The organism is Chondromyces apiculatus DSM 436 (assembly GCF_000601485.1).
Classification (GTDB): Bacteria; Myxococcota_A; Polyangia; order Polyangiales; family Polyangiaceae; genus Chondromyces; species Chondromyces apiculatus.
Map to the genome: position 1 here is coordinate 276738 of NZ_ASRX01000003.1, position 23834 is coordinate 300571.

General features: G+C 70.7%; 21 protein-coding genes. 4 read left to right on the forward strand and 17 right to left on the reverse strand.

Translation table 11 applies throughout. The features are described 5' to 3' along the window. Positions 1–19: 19 nt before the first annotated feature. From CAP_RS02765 to CAP_RS49765, 12 genes are all read right to left on the reverse strand, one after another. A complete protein-coding gene (locus tag CAP_RS02765) occupies positions 20–2143 on the reverse strand; it encodes a hypothetical protein (protein ID WP_156040437.1) in 2124 nt (707 codons plus the stop codon). A gap of 75 nt (positions 2144–2218) precedes the next feature. Further along, positions 2219–3691 carry a hypothetical protein gene (locus tag CAP_RS02770; protein WP_044235630.1) on the reverse strand — a complete coding sequence of 491 codons (1473 nt, stop codon included), beginning with the start codon at positions 3689–3691 and terminating at the stop codon, positions 2219–2221. Next, positions 3691–5916, reverse strand: a complete 2226-nt coding sequence (locus CAP_RS02775) for a bifunctional metallophosphatase/5'-nucleotidase (RefSeq protein WP_044235632.1) — start codon at positions 5914–5916, stop codon at positions 3691–3693. The genes CAP_RS02770 and CAP_RS02775 overlap by 1 nt, the downstream gene beginning before the upstream one ends. Before the next feature lie 127 nt (positions 5917–6043). Continuing rightward, entirely contained in the window at positions 6044–7834 is a 1791-nt protein-coding gene (gene ptsP, locus CAP_RS02780) for a phosphoenolpyruvate--protein phosphotransferase (RefSeq protein WP_044235634.1), read from the reverse strand. Beyond that, a complete protein-coding gene (locus CAP_RS02785; protein WP_044235636.1) occupies positions 7831–8118 on the reverse strand; it encodes an HPr family phosphocarrier protein in 288 nt (95 codons plus the stop codon). Before CAP_RS02785 ends, ptsP begins: the two co-directional genes overlap by 4 nt. A gap of 9 nt (positions 8119–8127) precedes the next feature. Next, entirely contained in the window at positions 8128–9150 is a 1023-nt protein-coding gene (gene rapZ / locus CAP_RS02790) for an RNase adapter RapZ (RefSeq protein ID WP_063748626.1), read from the reverse strand. Then, positions 9147–10220, reverse strand: a complete 1074-nt coding sequence (gene hprK, locus CAP_RS02795; RefSeq protein WP_063748627.1) for an HPr(Ser) kinase/phosphatase — start codon at positions 10218–10220, stop codon at positions 9147–9149. The genes rapZ and hprK overlap by 4 nt, the downstream gene beginning before the upstream one ends. Further along, positions 10217–10729 (reverse strand): PTS sugar transporter subunit IIA, encoded by a 513-nt coding sequence (locus CAP_RS02800; protein ID WP_044235638.1) that lies wholly within the window; start codon positions 10727–10729, stop codon positions 10217–10219. The genes hprK and CAP_RS02800 overlap by 4 nt, the downstream gene beginning before the upstream one ends. 125 nt (positions 10730–10854) lie before the next feature. Continuing rightward, positions 10855–11229, reverse strand: a complete 375-nt coding sequence (gene hpf, locus CAP_RS02805) for a ribosome hibernation-promoting factor, HPF/YfiA family (protein ID WP_044235640.1) — start codon at positions 11227–11229, stop codon at positions 10855–10857. 304 nt (positions 11230–11533) lie between these two features. Continuing rightward, entirely contained in the window at positions 11534–11902 is a 369-nt protein-coding gene (locus CAP_RS02810; protein ID WP_044235642.1) for a sigma-70 domain-containing protein, read from the reverse strand. Next, positions 11899–12426: an acyl-CoA thioesterase gene (locus CAP_RS02815; protein WP_231511047.1), complete on the reverse strand. Its 528-nt coding sequence runs from the start codon at positions 12424–12426 to the stop codon at positions 11899–11901. The genes CAP_RS02810 and CAP_RS02815 overlap by 4 nt, the downstream gene beginning before the upstream one ends. A gap of 464 nt (positions 12427–12890) precedes the next feature. Further along, positions 12891–13133 carry a hypothetical protein gene (locus CAP_RS49765; RefSeq protein ID WP_044235645.1) on the reverse strand — a complete coding sequence of 81 codons (243 nt, stop codon included), beginning with the start codon at positions 13131–13133 and terminating at the stop codon, positions 12891–12893. A gap of 20 nt (positions 13134–13153) precedes the next feature. On the opposite strand from CAP_RS49765, the gene CAP_RS02825 reads away from it, so the two are divergent. The 3 genes from CAP_RS02825 (at position 13154) to CAP_RS51850 (ending at position 15916) form a co-directional block, all read left to right on the forward strand. After that, the gene (locus CAP_RS02825) at positions 13154–13921 is read left to right on the forward strand and encodes a hypothetical protein (protein WP_044235647.1); all 768 of its coding nucleotides are present in this window, start codon (positions 13154–13156) and stop codon (positions 13919–13921) included. A gap of 225 nt (positions 13922–14146) precedes the next feature. Next, a complete protein-coding gene (locus tag CAP_RS02830) occupies positions 14147–14632 on the forward strand; it encodes a peptidylprolyl isomerase (RefSeq protein ID WP_231511048.1) in 486 nt (161 codons plus the stop codon). 84 nt (positions 14633–14716) lie between these two features. After that, positions 14717–15916 (forward strand): hypothetical protein, encoded by a 1200-nt coding sequence (locus CAP_RS51850; RefSeq protein WP_197040967.1) that lies wholly within the window; start codon positions 14717–14719, stop codon positions 15914–15916. A 131-nt stretch (positions 15917–16047) separates the two neighbouring features. Here CAP_RS51850 and CAP_RS02840 read toward each other — a convergent pair whose 3' ends face one another. From CAP_RS02840 to CAP_RS47435, 3 genes are read right to left on the reverse strand one after another with little or no spacing between them, the layout of a single operon-like run. Further along, positions 16048–17223: a serine O-acetyltransferase gene (locus CAP_RS02840; RefSeq protein WP_052374003.1), complete on the reverse strand. Its 1176-nt coding sequence runs from the start codon at positions 17221–17223 to the stop codon at positions 16048–16050. After that, positions 17220–18197 carry a cysteine synthase A gene (gene cysK / locus CAP_RS02845; protein ID WP_044235652.1) on the reverse strand — a complete coding sequence of 326 codons (978 nt, stop codon included), beginning with the start codon at positions 18195–18197 and terminating at the stop codon, positions 17220–17222. Before cysK ends, CAP_RS02840 begins: the two co-directional genes overlap by 4 nt. A 48-nt stretch (positions 18198–18245) precedes the next feature. After that, positions 18246–19889: a penicillin-insensitive murein endopeptidase gene (locus tag CAP_RS47435; protein ID WP_052374004.1), complete on the reverse strand. Its 1644-nt coding sequence runs from the start codon at positions 19887–19889 to the stop codon at positions 18246–18248. Positions 19890–20242: 353 nt separating this feature from the next. Between CAP_RS47435 and CAP_RS02855 the strand changes: the two genes are divergently transcribed. Next, positions 20243–21181, forward strand: coding sequence for a hypothetical protein (locus tag CAP_RS02855; protein ID WP_052374006.1), 939 nt, complete (start codon positions 20243–20245; stop codon positions 21179–21181). A 596-nt stretch (positions 21182–21777) separates the two neighbouring features. Here the strand turns inward: CAP_RS02855 and CAP_RS49775 are convergent. Continuing rightward, the gene (locus CAP_RS49775) at positions 21778–22116 is read right to left on the reverse strand and encodes a hypothetical protein (RefSeq protein ID WP_156040438.1); all 339 of its coding nucleotides are present in this window, start codon (positions 22114–22116) and stop codon (positions 21778–21780) included. 120 nt (positions 22117–22236) lie between these two features. Continuing rightward, positions 22237–23679, reverse strand: coding sequence for a sigma-54-dependent Fis family transcriptional regulator (locus CAP_RS02865; protein WP_044235657.1), 1443 nt, complete (start codon positions 23677–23679; stop codon positions 22237–22239). Between the last annotated feature and the right edge of the window lie 155 nt (positions 23680–23834).

Sequence of the window (23834 nt, forward strand, 5' to 3'; positions counted from 1 at the left end):
GGGCCGACGGGCCCCCCTGTCAGAAGCGGGCCTGGACCATCGTCCCGAAGCCGAGGAAGTCGGGGCTGATGAAGGTGCGGAGCGAGGTCGTCCCCTCGTTGGGGTCTCGCTCCACGAAGGTCGCGTTGTTGTCGCGCACGTACTGGGCCCAGACGATGGCCGAGATGATCCGGCTCAGGTCCCACTTCAGGCTTGCGCGGGCCTGGATGATGGGGACCGCGCTGGTGTTGACGGGCAGGATGGAGATGTTGCCCTGCTCCCGGACGACCACGGTGCGGCTGATGGGCGAGCTGGCGGAGTCGAAGGTGTTCGACTCGAAGGTGGCCGGGAGCTGCAGACCGGCGCCGATGCCAGGCGTCAGGTGCAGCGAAGGGATGTGGTAGTCGGCCGCGACGGCGAAGAAGAGCTCGTTGCTCGTGCTGACCGAGTCGTTCGAGGGGACGGTCTGGAAGGGGATGAAGCTCGGCTGGTTGCGGAGCACGTAGGGCAGGTCGCGGTAGATGGCGGTGAGGCTGGAGCGCAGGTAGCCCGACTTCAAGTTCGCCTGCAACGCCGCGGCGCGGGCCTGCTGGATCGCGGTCGCGCCGGCGACCTCGAAGTCCTTCAGGTGCTGGAAGAGGTTGTCGTACTCGAGGCTCACCGCCCAGGTGGTCTTCCCTTCCGTGTACGTCTCCGGCTTGAAGAAGATCTGCGGCTTGTTCGGGTCGTTCCGGTAGAGGAGGAAGTCGATCGACTGCGCCGCCGGCATGTCGGGGTGGTGCACCACCGCGCGCGCCGAGAAGCCCGTGGTGTAGACGGGCTCGCCGGCGACGTCGGGCAGGTCGAACTTGCCCTGCTCGAAGTAACCGCCGCCCGCGTCGACGTGGACCCAGTCGTTGATGTCCACGCCAGCGCCGCCGAGGAAGCCGTAGTTCGTCTCGCCGGTGCGGATCTCCTCGACCTCGCTGGTGCCCGGCGTCAGCACCTGGCTCAGCTCGATGATGGTCGCGGTCTTGAAGCCCGCGTAGACGCTGAAGCGCTCGTGGTCGTACTGGAGCTTCGCGCCGGGCGAGCTGCCCACGATGCGGGGGAAGATGGACTGGTTGATCGCGCCCGCCGTACCACCCCACGAGAGGTCGTAGAGGTAGCCGAGCCGCATGCGGTCCGTGTCGAGCGGGAAGAAGGTGAGGCCGAGGCCCTCCTTGCCGTCCGCCTTGCCATCCGTGTGGTAGAAAACGCGGAGGAACGAGCCTGAGTCGTAGAGCGCCTGGTTGACGTTGTTGGCGTTGCGCGACAGCGAGGCGATGTCGAAGCGCAGGACGAGCGAGGCCTCGGTGTCGAGGTTGCGGATGAACCCCGGCATCTTCTTGTAGAGCACGAGGTGGGTCAGGTTCTCGCGGCCGGCGAAGCGGGAGTTCAGGTTGTCGAAGAAGAGCCGGTACTGACGGCGGTCGCCGACGCTCAGGTTCGGGGAGAGCGGGAGCGCCTGTCCCGTCTCGTGGAGGACGTCGTCGTCACCGAACGTCCAGGTGAGGCGGGTGTCCATGAAGTCACCGAGCAGGACCCCAGGCTCCTCCTTGGGCGGCCCGGGGGGCGACGCGATCGACGGGACGAGCGGCGAAGCCGGCGCCGGGGTCACCACGGGCGCCGACGGAGGCCCGAACGAGGCGGGGGGCTGCGCGGGCTGCTGCAGCGCATCTCGCCTGGCGCGCGCCGACTCGGCCTGAGGCCCTCCTGCGGCGGCGACCTGACCGTACTCTGCGGCCGCCACGTTCGGCTTGCCCTGGCGCTCGTGACACCCCGCGAGCTCGTAGAGGATCTCGTTCGGCGCCGGCCCCGGGGTGCCCGACTGCGACGCCCGGAGCGACGCCTCGTAAGCCTGCTCGAAGAGCAGACACGCCCCGCTCACGTCGTTGCTCGACAGCGCGGTGCGCGCCCTGGCCCGGAGCTGCTCCGGCCCCTCCACGGCGGGCGCTGCGGGGGGCTGCCCCGCGGTCGGTGGCTGATCGCCGGGAGTAGGCGGAGGAGGCTGCGCTCCAGCCGGAGGCTGAGCACCGGCCGGAGGCTGCGCTCCGGCGGGAGGCTGCGGCTGGGCCAGCGCCGGCAGGGCGATCGTGGCGAGCAGGGCTGCGACTGCAGTGGCGAGGGGCGCGCTTCGGTGCATGACGGGCGTTCAGTCTCCTGGGGCGACCAGCCGGTGAGGCCGGGCGGGGAGGTTCGAAAATGGTCTCCGGCGTCCCTAGTTCGCCGGGTCGTCGTTGTCGTCCTCGGTGCGCAGGCGTACGCACGCTTCGGTCGAAGGCTTCGGCGCAGGAATGCAGCCGGTGGCCTGACAAACAAGGTCGTCGGAGCAGCGGGTCTCCACGGTCCAGTTGAGAGAGCCGCCGGAGAAGTTGCGCAGCGTCCCCGTCACCACGTCCAGCACCTGTCCGCGGTGCGACGTCGGATCGAACCCGCCCACGGTGCTGGTGTTGACCTGGATCATCGTCGACCCGTTCGACACCTTGTAGTTGCCGCGGGCCGAGTAGCTGGTCCACTCGCTGCACTCGGTGCTGCTCGTGCACTGCTCCGAGCAGAGCCCCTCGGTCGGGCTCTCGAAGTCGACCTGCCCGTCGTCGTTGAGGTCGCAGTTCGACTGGTCGGGCTTGAACTCGTAGACGCCGGGGAACATCGCGCTCTCCACGGCGCGGTTCTTCCCGAAGTTCGCGGTGATGTGGAAGCCGGAGATGCGCACCAGGCCGGACTCGATCTTCTCCATCGCCACCGCGTCACTCACCATCGCGGGCTCGATCACCTCGGGCTCTGGCACCTCGCACGGCTCGTCCTTGCCCGGCGGCACCACCCGGAACGAGGGGAACGCGATCTGCGTCCCGCCGAAGAACTCGTTCACCGTCCCCGCGAGGTACTCGAACCTGTCACAGACCCGCATCCCCGGCGGCGTCGAGAAGTTGAAGGCGTAGAGGTGGTTGTAGCCCTGCCCTTGCTCGGCCAGATCGGTGACGTAGAAGCCGTCGCTCGAGATGCGGATCACCACCAGGCGCTGAGGCTCCGAGGTGTTCACCTCCATGGCCTCGTACTTGTAGGGCGTCTCCGACGCGCGCCCCTGGATGTCCGAGATGCGGGGCAGCGCATAGGCCACGGGCTCGGACACGCCGGCGGCGAACGTTCCCCCCTCCTCCGAGTCGTCGTCCGCATAGGCGCAGCCCGGATCGGCGGGGAAGTCGACGAGCACGTCCTCTTGCGGGTCGTCGTTCTTCCCGTTCGAGCACGCCGCTTCGTCCAGGTTCTCGGCCGGCAGGTACCCGAGGTCCTCGACCCACATCCGCGAGGCCCCGAAGACCCCGGTGACGCGCACCGTGCCCACCCCGCGACCGCCGCGCACCCGCAGGTTGCGGCCCGATGCCCCTTCCCCTTCCACCGCTTGCACCGCGCCAGGCTCCGCGCGCAGGCGCACCATGCCCTCGAATGCCGTGGGGTCGCCGCGGCCGTCACGCGCCTCGATCACCACGTCCCAGAACTCGTCGACGTTGCCCAGGTTGGCCGGGAGCGGCGCGTCGAAGGACGGCGGCGCGTCCCCGTTCACCCGGACGACCTCGATGTTGAACGTGGACACGCCGTCGAGCGAGTAGCCCTCGGTCACGCAGCCCGTCAGCGCCGGGAGCGCCGGCAGCGCCGCGAGCAGTGCCGCCGCACGCAGGGACCGACGGCGCATCACTGCCCCACCATCCGCAGGCGGCCGTCGGAGAAGTTCCCGATCTGCCTGTCGACGCACGCCAGGAACTTGCACGTCTCACCTCCAGTCGCGCACGGCGAGAGTGCCGTCTGGCAACGGTCCCGCAGGTAGTCGTCCGGCGCCGCCTCGCACGTCTGCCGGCGGTAGTCGGCGATGTCGATGCGGCACTGCCGGAGCACGCACGCGCCCGCGTTGTTGCAGGAACCGCCCGCCTTGGTCTCGCAGGTGGGCCCCTCCTCCACCTGGTCGGGGCACGCGCACACGAAGTCCTCGCCCGCGGTCCCCACGCAGTCCGCGTCGGTGCTGCACGTGTACGGGTTGCCGTCCGGACCTGCGCCGCACGGGGCGCCGGCGCGGATGTAGTCGCCGAGCGCGTCGCGCTGCTGGATGCCGGTGTTGAACTGGGTCGTGTTGCGCTGGAGCACGCGGAACCCGCTGCCCCCCGCGCCGAGGTAGTCGGACGTGGCGAGCTCGTACGTGGAGAACCTGTCGAGGGGCCTCCAGCACCGGTTCGCCTCGGCGTCGCAGCTCCCGAAGCCCTGATCGGGGCAGTCCGCGTCGCCGCCGGGACACTCCACCGGCGGATCGTAGGTGCCGATGTAGATGTTCGTCGCCACGCCTGGCGACGCGCCCGGAGTCGCCTCGGCGGTGCAGTTGACGACCACCCGCGCCCCCGCGATCTGCACCTGCGACACGCAGCCGCGGCCCGCGGAGCGCCGCGCCACGAAGTCGAAGAGGTCCTGCACCTCGATGCCGGAGAGCTGCATCTTGGTGATCGCGTTGTCGAACGGGAAGATGTTGTAGAGCTGCTCGATCGACACCGGCCCGGGCACCAGATCGGCGCGGATGCCGGTGGTGTTGGTGAGCGAGAAGTCGGTCTGGATGCCGAGCCGCAGCCACATCGCGGTGGCGATCATGTTCCCGAGCGGCGAGTCGCCGCCGCTCGTGGAGAAGCGGCGCGAGCCGTCGCGCGCGTACCCCACGAACAGATCCAGGTCGGCCAGCGCGTCGAGGCCCTGCTCGTAGGGTTCGAGCGTCGAGGCCACGATGGGGTCCTCGGGGACGTTCTCGTTCACCGGGAACAGGTCGTAGACGCTGGTGAGCACCTCGAAGCCGTCGTTGGGATCGTAGTTCTCGCCGAGATCTTCCCGCTTGTTGGAGACCACCAGGTCGAGGCGGCCGACGTACTTCGCGAAGGCGCCGGAGTGGGCGAGGACCACGTCGCGCGGCGTGCAGTAGCGGCGCTGCTTCTCGCCCTGCTCGGGGTTCCGCTCGTCGTTGAGGAGGATGTAGTAGCTCTCCTTCTCCTCGTCGTAGTAGCGGGAGCAGTCCTGCACCTGCTTCGGCGGCTGGAGCACGATGTGGTTGTGGCCGCCGAGCACCACGTCGATGCCCGTCGTGCTCTGGATCATCCGCTCGTCCACCTCGAGGCCGAGGTGGGTGACGAACACCACGAGGTCCACCGAGGGGCGGAGGAGGTCGACGTAGAACTGCGTGACCTCCACCGTGTTGAGCGGGGTGATCCCCAGCCGGTTCGGCGCGTCGAAGAGCGACGTCATGCTGGACAGGTTGCCCATGCCGATGACGCCGACCCGCAGCCCATCCAGGTTGAAGACCGTGTACGGCTGGATGATCGCGCCGAGCGGCGAGGCCCCCGGCTCCTCCGGATCCTCCAGCACGTAGTTCGCGGCGAGGATCGGGAAGTTCGAGTTCTGCTGGAGCTGGATGCCGAGGTTCAGCGCGCCCCTGTCGAACTCGTGGTTGGCGACGATCATCGCGTCGACGCCCATCGCGGCGAGCGTCCGGATCTCCGCCTCGCCCGAGTAGAAGTTGAAGATGGGCGCCCCCTGGAAGCAGTCGCCTCCGTCGAGGTGCAGCACGCGCGAGGAGCGGGCGCGCTCGCGGCCGATGATGTGCGAGATGCGCGCTGCGCCGCCGACGTTGACGATGCTCTGCGTCTGGCCGAGGCCGAGCCCCGCGTCCACCTGGCCGAGCTGCAGGTTGTAGGGCAGCAGGCGCGAGTGGATGTCCGAGGTGTGCAGCAGGGTGAGGTGAACCTGCCCCTCAAGCGGCGGCGGCGGTTGCTTGGTGACGCAGCCCGAGCCGCCCATCCCGAGCGCGACGGCTCCGGCGAGGAGCGAGGCCGCGAAGGGAAGGAGCGAGACGGCGCGTCCGCGCGGCTGGTCAGATTGTTGCTTCTGCATCCGAGGCGGGCGCCACGCTAGAGAGCCATGTCCACCGGCTCAAGGGGAAAATGCGCCCGTGCGGGGGTGCGACAGGCGCGCGACCCGGGTGCGGGCAGCGCATTGCGCAGTGCGTGACAGGACGGTGTCAGCTCTCGCTGGCCAGCAGATCGCAGAGCCGGGGCGCGAAGGCGCCGGCCACACAGGCCTCCACCTCCTCGGCCGTCGCGCGGGAAAGCGCCTCGGCCGCCACCTGCTCCGCTTCCGCCAGCGAGACGCGCCGCAGCGCCTCTTTGATCTCGGGGATCGCCGCGGCTTCCATGGAAAAGTCACGCATCCCGAGCCCGAGCAGCAGCACGGCCGCGAGCGGGTCGCTCGCCATGGCGCCACAGATGCACACCGGCCGGCTGAAGTCGCGACCCGCGCGGATCACATTCAGGATCAGGCGCAGGATGGACGGGTCGAACGGCGACGCCAGGTAGGCGAGCGAACGGCTGGTGCGATCCACGGCGAGCGCGTACTGGATGAGATCGTTGGTCCCCAGGCTGAGGAACGCCGCCTCGCGCGCGAAGTGATCCACGAGCACCGCCGCCGCGGGGACCTCGATCATCACCCCGAGCGGGATCTCATCCGCGCACGCCTGCCCCCGCGCCCGCACCTCCTCCTGCGCCTGCGCGAGCAGCGCCCGCACCTGCCGCAGCTCGTTCAGCCCCGCCACCATGGGGATCATGATCCGCACGTCACCGAACGCCGAGGCGCGCACCATCGCCCGGAGGTGCTCCAGGAACACGTCGGGCCGCGACAGCGCGAGCCTCACGGCGCGCAGCCCCAGCATGGGGTTCATCTCCGGCGGCAGCGGGAACGTGGAGACGAACTTGTCCCCGCCGATGTCGAAGGTGCGCAGCGTCACGGGCTTCGGACCCATCGCCTGCACCACCTTGCGGAAGATCTCGAACTGCTGCTCCTCCGTCGGCGGCGAGGCCCGATCGATGTAGAGGAACTCGGTGCGGTAGAGGCCGATCCCGTCCGCCCCCTGCTCCCGCGCCAGCACCGCCTCCGCGGGCAGCTCCACGTTGGCCCGGAGCTGCACGCGCACCCCGTCCGCCGTCACCGCCGCCCGATCGCGCCCCTCCGACAGCTCGCGCGCGTGCGCGTGGTGCCGGTCCGCCCGCGCGTGCGCCGCCTTCAGCTCCTCGGGCCCCGGGCGCACCAGCACCGCCCCCCGCATCCCGTCGACCACCACCAGGTCCCCCGTGGCGATCCGCTGGGTGGCGTCGCTCACCCCGACCACCGCCGGGATCTCCAGTGCCCGCGCCATGATCGAGGTGTGGCTCGTCCGCGTCCCCACCTCGGTCACGAACCCGATCACCGGCTGCCCGGCCAGCGCCGCCGTGTCGGCGGGAGACAGATCGTGGGCCACCAGGATGGACGGCCCGTCCATCTGCGGGATCGTGCGCGGCGACGGCACCCCCTCGAACGCCCGGATCAACCGCTCACCGACGAACTCGATGTCGTGGCTCCGCTCCCGCAGGTACGGATCGTTCACGAGCGCGAGCCGCCCCGCGAGCGACGCGCACGCAGCGGCCACCGCCCACTCTGCCGAGCGGTTCTCCTCGGTGATCTGGATCTTCACCGCGTCCGCGAGCGCATCGTCTCCCATCATCAGCAGGTAGGCTTCCAGGATCGACGTCTCTGCGCGCCGGTCCCCCACCTGCGCCGCCACCTCGCGCAGGTCTCGCTGCGCCTGCGCCACGGCGTCCTGGAAGCGCCCGATCTCCGTCTCGAACTCCTGGGGCACCACGTGGCGACGCGGGTATGCGAGCGTCTGCGTCCCGAGCACCACCGCGGTCCCGATCGCGACCCCGGGCGCGCCTGCGATGCCCGCGAGCGCACGGACACGCGCTGAAGGCGGCGGGTCGGACGACCGCCGCCCGCTCACTCGGGCTCTCCGAAGCGATCCGCGATCAGCTCACCGATGGCCGTGACGGCAGCCTCGGCCGCCGCGCCCGTGGCCTCCACCCCGATCACCGTCCCCACCGACCCGCAGAGGAGGAGCACGCCCATCACGCTCTTCGCGTTGGCGCTCTGGCCGTCGGGACCCGTGAGGACGATGTTGCAGTCGAAGCGACCTGCGAGCTGCACGAGCTTCGTTGCGGCGCGGGCGTGCAGACCACGCGCGTTGATGATCGTGAAATGCCTGGTCGCTGTCTGCTGTGCCGCCACGTCCGCCCCTCATGACCCCCTGAACGAAGATACCTCGGATCCGGGGCCGGACGCCCCCTCGACCGCCTCGCCCTCGGCCCTGCCCCCTGCGCCCGCGAGCGCCTCACCGGAGGACGACACGGGCGCCGCCGCGGCCACCCCGCGGGCCAGATCGCGGTGGATCACCGCCACCGGCAGCCCCGTCTTCCCCCGCAGCCGCTCGCCGAGCAGCGTCGCCAGCGCCACCGACCGGTGACGCCCGCCCGTGCACCCGATCCCGATGGTCAGGTAGCTCTTGCCCTCCCGTGCGTAGCGCGGGACCGAGAACAGGAGGAGCTGCTCCACCCGATCGGCGAACGCGAGCGCGTCCGGGTTCTGCAGGATGTAGTCCCGCACTGGCGGATCGTTGCCCGTGAGCGGGCGGAGCTCCGGCACGAAGTACGGGTTGTCGAGGAAGCGCACGTCGAACAGCAGATCCGCGTCGAGCGGCACGCCGTACTTGTACCCGAACGACACCACCCGGGTCGCCATCTGGGTCTCCGCCTCCTTCGCGGAGCCGACCCGCTCGATCACCAGCCGGCGCAGCTCGTGGACCGACAACCGCGACGTGTCGAGCTCGATGGTCGCCTGCGCGCGCAGCGACGCGAGGCGCTTCCGCTCCAGCCCGAGGCCGTCGAGCATCGCCATCTCCCCGTGACCCCGCGCGATGAGCGGGTGCGGCCGGCGGCTCTCGCTGAAGCGCCGGATCAGCACCTCGTCGCTCGCGTCGAGGAACAGGACGAACACGTCGCGGCGGGCGCGCAGCGCCTTGAAGGCCGCGCTCGCGCCGTCGAGGAACGCCCCTACGCGCACGTCGATCCCGAAGCCGATCCGGTCGATCCCGCCGGCCTCGCACACCTCCACCGTCCGCTCCACGAGGGGCGGCGGCAGGTTGTCCACGCAGAAGAACCCCAGATCTTCGAGCGCCCGGATCGCGGTGGACTTGCCGGCGCCGCTCAGCCCCGTCACCACCGCCACCTGGCCCCGCGCCTCGCCGCGCATCGGCTCGCTCATTCTCCCCACCTTCCGGAGAGCGACTCGCCCCGCACCGAGGGCGGCACCAGCGGCTCGTCGGAGCTCCGCTCGCTGAGCAGCGCCCCCTCCAGCCTGGTGAAGAACTCCCGCGCGGCGTGGTGCCCCGCGTGCTTGAGCAGCTCGTTGCGCGCCGCCACCTCCAGGATCGACGCCGTGTCGCGCCCCGGCTGCACCGGGATGCACAGCTCGCGGATCGGCACCCCGAGGATGGCGTGGGTCCGATCGTCGAGCCCGAGCCGGTCGTACTCCGTGTTCTCGGACCAGGCGACGAGCTTCACCACCACGTCGATCCGCTTCCGCTCGCGGATCGAGGTGACCCCGAAGAGGTCCTTGATGTTGAGCACCCCGAGCCCGCGCACCTCCAGGTGGTGGCGGAGCAGCTCTGCGGGCGCGCCGAATACCATCTTCGGCGGCCGGAAATCGCACTCCACCGCGTCGTCGGCGACCAGCCGGTGGCCGCGCATCACCAGCTCCAGCGCGCACTCGCTCTTGCCGATCCCGCTCGGCCCCACGAGGAGCAGCCCCACCCCGAACACGTCCACCAGCACCCCGTGCATGCGCACCCGTGGCGCCAGCCGATCGTCGAGCAGCGCATGCAGCGCCGCGATGGTCGCGCTCGATCGCGCCGGCGACGAGAGCAGCGGCGTCCCCGCCTCCTCCGCGCACTCGGCGAGCTCCGGCACGCGCGACGTTTCCGCCGCCTGCGGCAGTGTTCCCGCCGGCTCGCTCCCGGTCACCATCACGCACGACAGCCCGAGCCCGAAGAAGCCCCGCAGCGCGGTGAGCCGCTCCTCCCGGCCGAGGCGGGCGAGGTACGACTGCTCCGTCTGCCCCAGGAGCTGCACGCGCGTCGGCACGATCCCGTGGAAGTGCCCCGCGAGCGCCAGCCCCGACTTCTGGATGCGGGTGTGATCGAGGATCCGCCCCAGGCCCGCCGACCCTGCCAGGATGGTGAGCCGCAGCCCGAGGCCCTGATCGTGGAGCAGCTCCCGCACCTGGATCGAGGTGCGGATCGTGGCGGCGTTCCGCCCTCCCCCTCCCCGGGTCACGACACCCCCCGCCGCTCTTCGGCGACGATCATCTCGAACGCCACCTTGCCGTTCCGCGCCGCGAGCAGCCGCTCCCGGAAGCCTGCATCGCGCAGGAGCCGCGAGATGCGCGCCAGCATCTTCAGGTGCTCTCCGGTCGCGCGGGTCGGACCGATGACCGCGCAGAGGATCGACACGGGCGCACCATCGATCGCCTCGAAGTCGATGGACCGGGGACACAGCAGCACGGCCCCCACCTGCCGCTCGGCCCCCTCCAGCACCCCGTGCGGGATGGCCACGCCGCCGCCCACGCCGGTCGATTGCAGGCGCTCTCGCTCCACGAGCACACGCGCTATCTCCTCGGTGGGCCCGCTCGGCCCGCGCAGCTCGCGCCCGTTCACCCCGGTGCTGACGCCAGCGGCGAGCAGCGTGGCCAGGCGGAGGAGCGCCTCCGCTTTCGTTGCAACAACCCCCTCCTGCTCGCCGGCGACGGATACCTGGTGCGCGGTCAGGATTTCACAGAATTGCATTCGAGTCGGGGCTCTCCGGGAAGAGGAAGGCCCCGAGCGCCGCGCGGGCACCCGGGGGCGGCCAGTCTATCCGATTCCGGGCCGCCCGCGGGCGCTACACGCGCATGGCGCGTTCGAGGCAGCCCTCAGGAGCGCGAGCGCGCCGAGGTGGCCGGGGCGGCGGACATCTGCAGGATGTCGGCTGCGTACTCACCGGCCCTCGTACCGCCCCGCTTCCGCGCGAGCGAGTGCCCCTTACCGTCCCGGATCTGCCGTTCGAGCTTGTCGATCACCGCATCGATCGACGCATACATATCGGCGCTGCGCTCGTTTGCCTGATGAGACACACCGCCGGCCGAGATGCGCACGTCTGCGATGTGCTCCAGACCTTCGACCGCGATCGTCACATGGGCCGTCATGGCCTGACGCAAGAACTTCTGCAGCTTCGCTACCTTCTCCTCCGCATACGTCCTGACGGCGTCGCTGCCTGCCATGTGCCGGAACGTGATCGCGATATTCATCGGTATCGAGCCTCCCTTCCTGGTGCGGCGTGGGCGTCCGCATTCGCGGAACCCAGAGCCCATCGTACACCTGCCACTGCGCGCCAGTCTCCATGACAGTTTCACAAACTGGACATGTCCTGCCTCGTCAGGAGGGGCGCGACGCGATGCGGCGCAACGCACCAGCGATGCGGCGCGACGCACCACGTTGCGGCCTGCCCACCATGGACGGTCCGCATCTCGCAGTGGTCGAGGTGTCCTGGGGAGGCAACCTGGGGCCGCCATTGGCTATTCCAGTCCAGAGCACGCTCAGCGCGTGTTCGTCCTAGCGGTGTTGCCCTGGAAGCTTCGGCGGTTGGCCCGCGCGTTGCACATGCTCCAGGGCCCGACGCACCGTGTGTGACGGCCGCTGACTCTCTCTGGCGATCTCCGTCACCGTCGGAGGGCGTCCCAGCAGCCCACGCAAGCGCCGCGCCACCTCCACGACCGCCTGCAGTGTGGCCACGTCCACCTCCGTCAACGGCTCGCCGACCCGCAGCCCCTCGTTCTCCAGGCGCCCGATGATCGCGTCGACCTCCTCGTAGCTCACGGGACGATCGCCCACGACCTCCTCGATGTCGTCGAGCTCCACCCGCCCCGACGCCCGGTGCCGCGCCAGCAGCTCGGCCACCACCGACGCCACGATCTCGCTCACGGGGACCGCCCCTGATGGCGCCGCGCCAGCCGCCGCTCTCGCCGCTCCGCTGCGGCCTCCGCCAGCCGGCGCTCCTCGTGCCCCTCCACGAGCAGCGGCGGCACTGGCACCGGCCGCATCGCCGCATCGACCGCCACGAACGTCACGAACGCCGTCACCGTCGGCCACACATCGCCGCGCGTCGCGTCCTCTCCCTGCACCATCACCAGGATCTCCAGCGACGTCCGGAAGGTCGCGGTCACCTTCGCGTGGAGCCGCACCACCTGCCCCACCAGGATGGACCGATCGAACGACAGATCGTCGATCCCCGCGGTGATCACCGTCCTTCCAGTGTGCCGCTGGGCGCAGATCGCGGCGCACAGATCGATCCAGGCCAGCACCTGGCCACCGAAGATGGTGCCGAGCGCGTTGGTGTGCGTGGGCAGCACGTACTCGGTCATGGTCGTCACCGAGTCGGAAGGCCGGCGCGCTCCGGCGGGCGCGGGCGGCGGCGGAGCGTCGAGATCTCTGGAAGGAGTATTCACCCGCGCGACGTAGCACCAGCACTCCCCGGCCCAAAGCGACCAGCACCAGACAGCACCACCTTGGGGTAAGCTGCGCCGCGTGAGCGAAGACGACACTGGCGCGGGGGAAGTCGGAGCTTTCACCCCCGGACGACCCGTCCCACGGTACGACCCGGCCGAGCTTCGGGGCCGGATGGCAGCCTGCTTGAGCCTCCGCGACCTGCGGCAGCTCGCCGACGCGCTCGGCGTGGTAGGCGTCACCCTCGACCGGGGCACAGGAGACGCCGCGCGCGATCTGGTCCGCGCCTTCGAGCGCCGGGGCGACCTCGAACCGCTGGTGAGCGCGCTTCGACGCAGCAAGCCCCTCGTCGAGTGGCCCGAGCTTCCTCCCGACCCACTGCCGGCCCCCGCCGCTCCTACCCTCGCCGCGACGCCCGACGACGCGCCGCCCCCGCTCCCTTCCCCTGCAGCCGCCACCGTGGCCGTCACCGCGCCCCCCGACGCACTTGCCGTGGATGCCGCCGCGCCTCTCCCCACTGCGGACGCGCCGCCCCCTGCACCTGATGCGCCTGCTGCTGCATCTGCTGCATCTGCTGCACCTGCTGCACCTGCTGCACCTGCTGCACCTGCTGCACTTGATGCGCCTGCTGCTGCATCTGCCCCATCTGCTGCATCTGCTGCATCTGCTGCATCTGCTGCATCTGCCCCATCTGCTGCATCTGCCCCATCTGCTGCGACCTCCGAGGCTGTGCCTGCGCCGCACGCGCCGCCGGCTCCCACGGCCGCCCCGCAGACCCTCCCGCGCGCGCCCTCACCGCCCTCCCCCACCGTCGTCGACAAGGGCGACACCGATGCCCCCATCCTCGACCCCTACCGCGCTGGCGCTGCGGGCTGGCCCGGCACCGAGCCGCCTCGCGCCGAAGAACAGCCGCGCGGCCTCGATCCCCGCATCCTCATCGTCGTGGCGGCGCTGATGCTCGTCACCGTCGCCCTCGCCTTCTTTGCTGGCCGCTTCTTCTCGCCCCCCTCGGACGCGGCAGAAGCTGCGACGGACAGCATCGCCGCGCGCGTCGCCGTCGCCATCGCGCGCCACACCGAGACTGTCGCGCGCACCTGCGAGATCGGCTCCGGAGACACCGCTGCCGTAATGCGCCGCGCCTTCCAGCAGTGCGGCCCCGCGCCCGCGAGCACCGCAGGCGCGCCCGGCACGCCGCGTCCAGGTCGCCTCCTCCCCCCGGGCGCCGACCCTGCGCTCGCCAGCGCGCGTCCCCTCCCCGAACCACCGCCGGATGCACCGGACATCGACCCCACGCGCCTCCGCCCCGTCGCTCCCCCGCCCCCACCTCCCGTGGATCCTGGCGGTGCCTGCCTCGGCGCCTGCGACCGCGATCACAAAACCTGCAAGGCCTCCCAGTGCGGCAGCGAGCCCACCCAGAGCACCCAGTACAAGGCCTACCAGGACTGCCTCTCGACCTGCCTGCGCGCCGCCTCACGTTGCCGCCTCGCCTGCCAGTGAACGCGCACCTTCCAGGAGCACGCGCGAACGCACACGTTTCAGGCGCACGGACGCGGGAAATGCGGCTGCTCCGGAGTGCGCCCCCGCGTGCTGGAGCGGGCTCGCACGGAAAGTTTTACCGGCCATGGTATCGCTCCCACCTCCCCGCCGACTGAGCTACGTTGGCGTGGAATGCGCCTTCTCCACGGGTGTCTGCTGCGACTGCTCCTGACCGCTGCGTGTGCCGTGAGCACTGCTTGCGGAGGAGCGCCGGCGACGTCAGTGACGCCGGAGACGACAGCGGCGCAGACCTCCAGCGCCGACGCGCCTGCCGCGGGTGCCGCGGACTCCCCCGCCGCCCGCTGCCTGGCTGCCGCGGAGGCCGCGCGTCCCCGGCGCGCTGACGAGCCCGCGAAGATCAGCGTCAAGCACATCCTCGTGCGCCACGCTGGCGCCGATCGTGCGGACGGCGCGACCCGCACCCGGGAAGAGGCCTGCTTGCGGGCCCTCGAAGCGCGCGACAAGGTCCGCGGCGGCGCCGATTTCGACGCCCTCGTCAGCGAGTACAGCGACGAGGCTGGGGCCGCGTCGCGCGCCGGATCGCTCGGTGCCATCGAGCGCGCCGACGTGCTTCCCCCTTTTGCCGACGCCGCGTTCGAGCTCGATCGGAACCAGCTCAGTGACGTGGTCGAAACCAAGTACGGATTTCATCTGATCCTCCGGACCGAGTGAGAGACCGGGGGGACACTGCTTGATGCTTGAAGCGGGCGCCTTGCCCGCAGGAGACGGCCGGACATGCGAACGTCGAAGCCCATCATGACGCGACTTGCCCTGCTCTTGACCAGCCTCACCGCGGCCTTCGCGATCCCTGCGACAACCTCCATCGGCTGCACCGGCACCATTGGTGGCGCCACGGGAGAAGGCGCGGGCAGCGGCGCGGGCACTGGCGTGGGCGGCAACGGCGGCGCTGGCGGAGGCATCAGCGAGGAAGGCCTCCGGGAGATGTTCGAGACCACGGTGGAGCCGAAGATGCTCGTCTGCGACGCCTGCCACATGGAGGGCGGCTCCAGCGGCTACGAGTTCATGAAGAAGCCTGTCTACGACACCGTGAAGAGCAAGGGCGGCCTGGTCATCAAGGACTACGAGAAGAGCCGCTTCCTCACCCACTCCGTCAGCACTGGCCCTCACACGGGCACCAACATCGACACGATCGACGGCCTCCCCGAGGCCATGACGGCGTGGCTCAAGGCGGAGGCCGACGCCATGGAGGAGCCTGTCCCCAACCCTGAGATCCCGCTCGTCGGCCCCTTCGATGTTCGCACCAGCGGTGCGCTGAGTTCGGTCCGCTTCGACCCCTACCTCGGGGCGAGCTACGAAGGCATCAGCATCGTCTTCCAGGCCAGCCTCTCCGGGGACGCGCTCACCCTCGCCAACGTCCGGGTCCATGGCACCCAGGAGCTCGGTGTCCAGTGGAAGGGCGTCAAGGTGCAGACCTTCGCTGGCGACACGGGCACCAACATCCCGGGCGGCCTGCACGACAACTTCGCGGTGACCGTGCTCCCTGGCGAGGCCAAGGACTTCGATCCTGCCAACGTCGTCATCAACGGCTACGAGGAAGGCACGAAGATCGGCTTCTTCTTCACTGACATCCTGCCTCTCGACGGCGCCTCCGGAGCCACCGACTGCGCGGACCTCACGACCTTCACGACCGGCGCGCAGGGACCGATCCAGATGAACTGCGCGACTGCCGCGTGCCACGGCAACAGCAACACCAGCGCGGGCGACGTCATGGACCTCTCCGATCTCGCCGCCGACGCCGCCGCCGGGTGCCGGGTCATCCGCGCCAGGTTGCTCCTCAGCGACCCCCCGAACAGCCAGATCTTCATCAACTCCGACCCTGCTGCGCAGGGCGCCACGCATCCCTTCAAGTTCAACGGCGACGCGGCGGCCTTCGACGCCTTCCGGACCGCGGTGCTCCCGTGGGTCCAGGCCGAAGCCGCCGCCCCGGCGCCCTGAAGCCTCTTTCCTCAGGCCCCTCGCGCGACCCCTTCCAGGAAGCCTCTCTCCCCAGGCCCCCGCCACGCCGCCCTCTGGGGGCATCGGGGGTAGCGACCATCGGGAGCGTAGGGGCCGCAAGGCCCCTGCCTTTAAATATCGAAGTCGAGGACCCAGCCGGGGGGGTGGTTGCTGGTGCGCACGCTCAGCTCGGGGGCCTTCATCACCACGCGTGAGCCGGGGGGCACGCTCCGGGTCAGGAACACCGAACCGCCGACCACGCTTCTTGCGCCGACCACCGTGCTTCCGCCGAGCACTGTCGCGTGGGCGTAGAGGGTCACGTCGTCTTCCACGGTCGGGTGGCGCTTCGTGTTGCGGATGACCCGCCCGTGCTCGTCGCGCGGGTGGGAGAGTGCCCCCAGGGTCACGCCCTGGTAGAGCTTCACCCCGTTGCCGATGGTGCTCGTCTCCCCGATCACCACCCCGGTCGCGTGATCGATGAAGAAGCGCCGCCCGATCTCGGCGCCGGGGTGGATGTCGGCGCCCGTCTGCGCGTGGGCCCACTCTGTCATGATGCGCGGCAGCAGTGGCACGCCCATCCGGTGCAGCTCGTGCGCCACCCGGTACACGCTCACGGCGAGCAGCCCGGGGTAGGCGAGCAGGATCTCGTCGTGGTTTGTCGCTGCCGGGTCACCGTCGTAGGCGGCTTGCACGTCCTCGATGAGCAGCTCGCGCAGACCTGGCACCTTCCCCAGCACCTCGTCTGCGAGCCGCCGCGCGTGACCTGCGCAGGGGCGCAGGTTTGCACCCTCGCCCTCGGCCGCGTGGCACAGGCACTGCTCGATCTGCCGCGCCAGCTTCTGCCGCAGCGACCCCACCAGACCACCCACGTGGTAGATGAGATCCTCGTCCGTCAGATCCTGCCGCCCGAAGTAGCCCGGGAAGAAGAGCTGCAGGAAGAGCTGGATGCACTCGATGATCTCGTCGCGTGACGGCCGGTAGTGCCGGCCGATGAAGTGCCCCCGAGGGTCGGCGCGGTAGCTCGCCACCACCTCTGACACCAGGCTGTCGAGGGGCTGGTGCAGCCCTGTGGCGGAGATCCCGTTACCGCTCGCACTGCTCGCGCCGTTACCGCTCACGCCATTCGCGCCGCTCACGCCATTCGCGCCATTCGCGCCGCTCGCGCCATTCGCGCCGCTCGCGCCATTCGCGCCGCTCGCGCCGCTCGCGCCGTTCGCGCCGTTCGTGCACTCGGCCTGCGCCCCGGGGGCTGCGGGTCCCGCGCTTCCCGTGGCGGAGGTCACCTCGCCGACCCCGCGCGCGCTCATGCCGTCATCTTCTCCACGTGATCGAACATGCCCTCGAACAGCGCTCCGCTCAGGTAGCGCTCCCCGGCGTCGGGCAGCACCACCACGATGGTCTTGCCTGCGAGTTCAGGCTCCCCGGCGAGCCGCACTGCGGCGGTCATCGCGGCGCCGCAGGAGATCCCGCAGAGGATCCCCTCCTCGCGTGCCAGCCGCCGGGCCATCGCGATCGCCTCGTCGTTCGACACGGTCTCCACCCGGTCCACCAGATCGAGGTCCAGGTTCTTCGGCACGAAGCCTGCGCCGATGCCCTGGATCTTGTGCGGCCCTGGTGCGGGCTCCTTCCCCTCGCGGATCTGGCTGATCACCGGCGAGTGGATCGGCTCCACGGCGACCGTCGTGATCTTCTTCCCCTGGGTCTTCTTCAGGTAGCGCGACACCCCGGTGAGCGTCCCGCCTGTGCCCACCCCGCCCACGAACACGTCCACCTCACCGTCGGTGTCCTCCCAGATCTCGGGCCCGGTGGTCTTCTCGTGGATGAGCGGGTTCGCGGGGTTGTCGAACTGCCGGGTCAGGTACAGGCTCGGGTCCTTCGCGGCCAGCTCCTCGGCCTTCGCGATGGCGCCCCGCATCCCTTGTGCGCCGGGGGTGAGCACCAGCTCCGCGCCGAACGCGATGAGCACCTTGCGCCGCTCCATGCTCATCGTCTCGGGCATGGTGAGCACGCAGCGGTAGCCCCGCGACGCCGCGGCGAATGCCAGCGCGATCCCGGTGTTGCCGCTGGTCGCCTCCACGATCCCGCCGCCCGGCTTGAGCAGCCCTCGCTCCTCGGCGTCCCAGACCATGGCCGCGCCGATGCGGCACTTGACCGAGTAGGCCGGGTTGCGCCCCTCGATCTTGGCAAGCACCCGGGCGCCCTTGCCCTCGGTGATGCGGTTGATCTGCACGAGGGGCGTGCGGCCGATGCTCTTCGAGTTGTCCTGGTAGATCTTCGCCATGTGGGTCACCTCGGTGGGGCGCCGAGGATAGCCCAATGGCGCGCCGTGTCAGTCCGTGATCTTCGGCGCCCCGCTCTCGTCCACCGCGTCGCGCACCTCGGCCCCGTCGGACGCGGCCTCGGGCTCCGACGAAGCGGGCGCGAGGCCCAGGGGCTGCAGGATGGCGTCGTCGATGGCGTCGAGCATCATCGGCACCTGCCACGCCCTGCCCGAGGCCACCGGCGCGTCCCCTCCGCGCCGCGACGAAGACCGTGACCGCACCGCGAGCACCCGCTCCCGGCGCGCCGCCTTCCTCGCCTCCGCCGCGGCCTCCGCCGACACGTCGCCTGCCTCACCCTTGCGCGCCTCGCCGCCCTTGCCCCGTACGTCCGCCCGCGCAGCCGCGCTGGCGCTCGCCGTCTTTTCACCCTTCGCGCCCTTCGCATCGGCCTTCGCGCCCTTCACCTCGGCCTTCGCGTCGGCCTTCGCGTCGGCCTTCGCGCCCTTCGCCTCGGCCTTCGCGCCCTTCTCGGCCTTCTCGCCCTTCGCGCCCTTCACGCCGACCTTCGCGCCCGACGTCACGCCGGTCTCGCGCACCTTCGCCTTCGTGGCCAGGACCTTCCCGCCCATCGGCGCGTTCTTCGCAAGCTCCACGCAGCGCTTGCCGTCCCCGCGCGGGCACGAGATCCGCACGTGCAGGTGATCGTCGTGTGCCTCTGCGCCCGTCGGCTGCATCATCGCGAGCTGCGCCCGCGTCAGCAGCGCCCGCGACACCCCTCGCCGCTTCGCCTCCGCGACGAGCGCATCGCGCACCGGCCGCGACACGAAGATGTGGCTCACCCGCGCGCGCGGATCCGTGAGCAGCTCCTGCACGAGCAGCCACGAACGCCCGGCGTCGAGCCGCGCCCCCGGCGCGTTCACCGCGCGCAGATCTGCGCCGAACCGGATGAACTCCCGCGCGTGCACCTGCCGCCCCTTCGCGTCGACCGCGTAGAGCCCGAGATCCACGTCCCTGCCGCTCTCGTGCGATCCGTGGCCGGCGATGTCCCCCCCGGTCCGCCGCGACAGATCCCCGACGTCCAGCACCGAGCCCGGGAACCGCTTGTTCACCCCGCGCGCCGCGCGCTCGATGGCCTGCACCAGCTCCGGCATGCCCCAGCGCGCGCTGTCCCCTGCGTACGCGGGCACCACCCGGATGTCCTTCCGCGCCGTGTCGAGCTGCACGCCCCCTTCGAGGTGCCCGTCGTTCGGGTGACCGACCGAGGACGCCTTCACCTTCGGCGCCGCCTTCGGGCTCGCCGCGGTCTTCGGCTTCGGCAACACCGTCGCAGCCGGCTTCGCCTTGAGCGCCCCCGCCTTCGGCGCTTCCGCCTTCGCACGGGCCTCATCGAACCGGGCTTTCGCGGCGTCCAGCACCACGCCGAGCTTCACCTTGGCCTCGTCGAGTTCTGCCGCGAGCATGGCCTCGGCCTTGGCGCGGTCGCCCCGGGAGGCGTCCGACTTCGCCAGGGTGACGGGCTTCTTGCCCGGCTTCGGCTTCCTGGCCTTCGCCCCCCCGTTCCCGGCGACCTTGCTGGAAGCCGGGGTTTCCTTGCGGGGGGCCTTGCCCGAAGCCGGGGTTTCCTTGTCCTGACCGCCCGCTGCCGCCGCCGGCTGCGCACCCGGGAGGAGAAGGGCCGCGCTCAGACACAGAGTGAGGATGGATCGGTACACACCATGTGGGATATCGCCCCCTATCCCAGGAGGCCAAATAGTCGGCGCGGGGAGGGGTGGCAGGGAGAGCGACATCACCGTTGCAGCACACACCGCTGCAGGGCAGCTCACCTTGCGGGCAGGCATCACCATGAGGACACACGGCGCAGGCTCCAGAGGGGCTTGTGAGCACCGGATGACCTGCATATCTGCGCCGTTCGCGGCCGGCGCCCCTCTGGGCGACCGTATGGAAAACCGCTATGTTGCGACGGGTGAATGCCCGGAGACCGCCATTCGACATCTGCTGCGGCTGTGGCGCCATGCGCCCCCGTGAAGCCGACCGTTGCGGTCATTGTAGTGAAGCTGCCATTCAGATGACCTGGACGCGCGCCGAGGGCGGACCGTCCTCGCGGGGGGAGGCGGCGCTCGGCTTCCTGACCAGCGCCTTCGTGGTCTCTCCCGTGCTCTTCTGCCTGGGTTTCGCGCTCCCGGAGCTGCTGGGTGCCGCGCTCTCTCCGGGCGGGACCGCGGCCTGGATCGCCGTGTTCGCGCTCGCGACCCTGGGGTATCCCCTCTTCCGCTGGACCACCCGTCAGCTCGCCGGGATCTGGGGCACCCGCTGGATGTACATGGCGCGTGACGGGAGCCGCTGGGGCACGATCCACACCCTCTTCGGCTGGTACACGGCCGGGGAAGGCGTCTGTCTGACAGGTTTCGAGGTCACCGCGGCCGGGCGCACACCCCTCTCCTCCGTGGACGCGCTCGGCGCCGACGTGAGCGCCGTTGCCTCTGCGCTGGCCGACCTGCAGAGCGGCCGCGAACCCCGCGCGCTCGGCGCGTTCGACGCGCTGATGCTCGCCACCCTGGCCGGCCTCACCGCCCGGGGCACCGCCACCATCAGCCGCGCCCGCGAGCTGCGCTGGCACAAGGAGTGGCTGCGCAAGCCGCGACGCGACGCGCCGCAGCGCACCTTCACCATCGAGCGCAGCCACAACCAGGACGACGGCGGAGACGTTGAGCGCTGCATCCTCTCCGCCTTGCAGGCCGCCGAGGAGCGCCTCATCCCCGAGGACGACGAGGAGCAGCCCCAGAGCTACCGCAACCCCGCGCGCGCCACCCGCCACGTGGTGCGCCTGCGCCTCGACGGCGAGCTGCTCGCGCCCGCCTTCGCCACCGCGTCGGACGCGATGACCATCCCCGCCAACGGCGGCGCCCCCATCGCCGTCGCCGTCGCCATCAACGACTTCGGTCAGCGCGACCCCGAGCGCATGGCCTACCTCTGCGGCCTGCTCGCCACGCATCAGCCTCAGTAACCGCGGCCCCGCCGGATCGGAGACCTGCCGGCGCCAGCGCACCCGAGGGTCGCTCGCCCCGGTGCTTCGCGCAGGAGCGCGCCAGGGTCCTCCCGACACCTCGCGGAAGGAGGCCCGAGGGAGTGCAGCCTGGGCTCCGGGAGCGTGGAAGAGGTGTCGTCGGACGCCGACGTCCCCATGTCCACGAGAGAAAGGGGTGCGGAGGTTTCCGCCGGCGCCTTGTTCCCGGCGCGGCAGAGGTCCTGTCGGCATCCGACGTCACCCCTCCCGCCGTGGAAAGGGTGACGTCGGCGTCTCCCGCCCTCCTGCTCGCGGCGGGAAGGGTACGGGGGGTTCCCTTCTCGGGCTCTCTCCCGCCGGAAAGGGTACGGGAGGTCGCCCCCGGGACACCTGATGCGCGAGGAAACCCTCGGTCGGTCAGACGACGACGATGCCATTCCCGCGGTGGAAAGGGTGCGGGAGGCGCCCCCCGGGCTCTCCCGCGGTGGAAAGGATGCGGGAGGGCCCGCCCCGACGTTTCCCGCCGTGGACGAGGTGCGGCCGGCGATCGACGTCACCCCTTCCACCAGAAACGCAGGCCTGAGCAGAAACCAACGTCACCCCTTCCACCAGAAACGCAGGCCTGGAACGAGACCAACGTCACCCCTTCCACCAGAAACGCCGCCCTGGAACGAGACCAACGTCACCCCTCCCCCCGACAAGGCGGTCTGGAAGGAGACCGACGTCAACTCTTCCACCGCGAACGCGCTCTGGAAGGAGATCGACATCAACCCTTCCACCGCGAACGCGGTCTGGAAGGAGACCGACATCAACCCTTCCACCGCGAACGCGCTCCGGAAGGAGATCGAGATCAAGCCTTCCACCGCGAACGCGGTCTGGAAGGAGACCGACGTCACCCCTTCCAGTGAGAAAGCGCTCTGGAAGGAGACCGACATCACCCCTTCTACTGCAAACGCCTCCCTGGAAGGGGACCGACGTCACCCCTTCTCCTGCGAACGCTTTCCTGGAAGGAGACCGACGTCACCCTTTCGCGGCGTGGTTTGCTGGGCGGCGCTTCAGCCGGGTCTCTTCCGCGGGCGCGGGATGCCGTAGGCGGTCAGCCGCGCCACGAAGGTGCGGCGGGGCATCCCGAGCAGGGCGGCGGCCTGGGTCTGGTTGCCGGCGCACTTCTCCAGGGCGTCGAGGATGCGGCGCTTCTCCAGGTCGCCGAGCTGGGCGCGGAGGTCGCCGCCCGCGTCGAGGTCGGGGTGGGGCGTGCCCGCGTCGAGCGACGGGTCGTAAGGCACGGTGGGGGCAGAGGCGATGACGGCGGCGGCGGAGGCGGCGGGCGCCACGGGCGCGGGTGGAGGGGTCACGGTGGCGCCGCTGTCGAGCAGGAGGTGCTCGGGCATCACCGTGTCGCCGCCGCTCAGCACCACGGCGCGGTCGATGACGTTGCGCAGCTCGCGGACGTTGCCCGGCCAGCGGTGATCCTTGAGGGCCGCCACCGTCTCCGCAGCGATGGTGGGGGCGCGGCGGCCGAGTGCGGCGGCGGCGCGCGCGGCGAAGGTGCTCACGAGGGGCTCGATCTCGCCGAGGCGCGCGCGGAGCGGAGGGATGAGGAGGGCGATGCCGTTCAGGCGGAAGAAGAGGTCCTCGCGGAAGGTCCCCTTCTTCACCTCCGCGGCGAGGTCGCGGTTCGTGGCGGACACGAAGCGCACGTCGATGGGGCGCGGGTGGAGGCCTCCGACGCGCATCACCTGCCGGTCTTCGAGCACGCGCAGGAGCTTGACCTGGATGCTGGCCGGCAGCTCGCCCACCTCGTCGAGGAAGACCGTGCCCTTCTCGGCGGTCTCCAGCAGGCCGGGCTTGGAGCGCACCGCGCTGGTGAACGCCCCCTTCTCGTGGCCGAACAACTCGCTCTCGAGCAGCGACTCGGAGAGGGCCGCGCAGTTGAGGCGCAGGAACGGGCCGTTCGCGCGCGGCGAGCGGCGGTGGATGTGCTCGGCGAGCACCTCCTTGCCGCTGCCCGTCTCGCCGAGGAGGAGCACGCTGAGGGGCGCGCCTGCCACCCGCTCGGCGAGCGCGTAGAGCTTCACCATCGCGTCGTCGCGCACGATGGGCTCCCACTTGCCGTCGCCCGCGGCGATGGTCCCGGTCGGCTCGCGCCTGCGGACCACGAGCAGGGTCGAGCCCAGGTTGACGGGCTCGCCGACCTTGATCTCCACCGCGGTGCCGCGCTGGATGCGGGTGTCGAGCAGCTTCGCCGTCTCCTGCGCGTCCAGCTCGCGGCGGATGCGCGTGCCGTTGGCGCTGCCGAGATCCTCGATGCGCAGCGGCGGGCCCACGTGGATGATCGCGTGGCGGCGAGACACCGAGCTGTCGTCGATCCGGATGTCGTTTTCCTCCGATCTGCCGAGCGACAGGCTGCCCTGCGCCGGCACGGGGTGTCGCGTCACGCCGCCCGCAGCAAAGACGGCGATCTCCAGAGGCCCCTGCGTATCGTCCCGGGGGTGCATCCGGGTACTCCTACGATCCAGGGAGAGGTCCGCGCAAGCCGGGCGAGGCCATGGACGGCCGGGAGCGTCGCTCCGCGTCGTCTCCAGGTAGACAGATGTGGCATTGTCATGGCGTCCGAGGCGCCGCGCGCGCCCCGTACGCACCCCCCGACAAC

Coding starts and splice junctions, on each gene's coding strand:
- hpf (WP_044235640.1), bottom strand. CDS start 11,229: ATGAATATCGCGATCACGTTCCGGCACATGGCAGGCAGCGACGCCGTC.
- cysK (WP_044235652.1), bottom strand. CDS start 18,197: ATGGCGAAGATCTACCAGGACAACTCGAAGAGCATCGGCCGCACGCCC.
- rapZ (WP_063748626.1), bottom strand. CDS start 9,150: ATGAGCGAGCCGATGCGCGGCGAGGCGCGGGGCCAGGTGGCGGTGGTG.
- CAP_RS51850 (WP_197040967.1), top strand. CDS start 14,717: ATGACGCGACTTGCCCTGCTCTTGACCAGCCTCACCGCGGCCTTCGCG.
- CAP_RS02865 (WP_044235657.1), bottom strand. CDS start 23,679: ATGCACCCCCGGGACGATACGCAGGGGCCTCTGGAGATCGCCGTCTTT.
- CAP_RS02855 (WP_052374006.1), top strand. CDS start 20,243: ATGACCTGGACGCGCGCCGAGGGCGGACCGTCCTCGCGGGGGGAGGCG.
- CAP_RS02765 (WP_156040437.1), bottom strand. CDS start 2,143: ATGCACCGAAGCGCGCCCCTCGCCACTGCAGTCGCAGCCCTGCTCGCC.
- CAP_RS02840 (WP_052374003.1), bottom strand. CDS start 17,223: ATGAGCGCGCGCGGGGTCGGCGAGGTGACCTCCGCCACGGGAAGCGCG.
- CAP_RS02770 (WP_044235630.1), bottom strand. CDS start 3,691: ATGCGCCGTCGGTCCCTGCGTGCGGCGGCACTGCTCGCGGCGCTGCCG.
- CAP_RS49775 (WP_156040438.1), bottom strand. CDS start 22,116: ATGTCGGTCTCCTTCCAGAGCGCTTTCTCACTGGAAGGGGTGACGTCG.
- CAP_RS02800 (WP_044235638.1), bottom strand. CDS start 10,729: ATGCAATTCTGTGAAATCCTGACCGCGCACCAGGTATCCGTCGCCGGC.
- CAP_RS02775 (WP_044235632.1), bottom strand. CDS start 5,916: ATGCAGAAGCAACAATCTGACCAGCCGCGCGGACGCGCCGTCTCGCTC.
- CAP_RS49765 (WP_044235645.1), bottom strand. CDS start 13,133: ATGGGGCAGATGCAGCAGATGGGGCAGATGCAGCAGATGCAGCAGATG.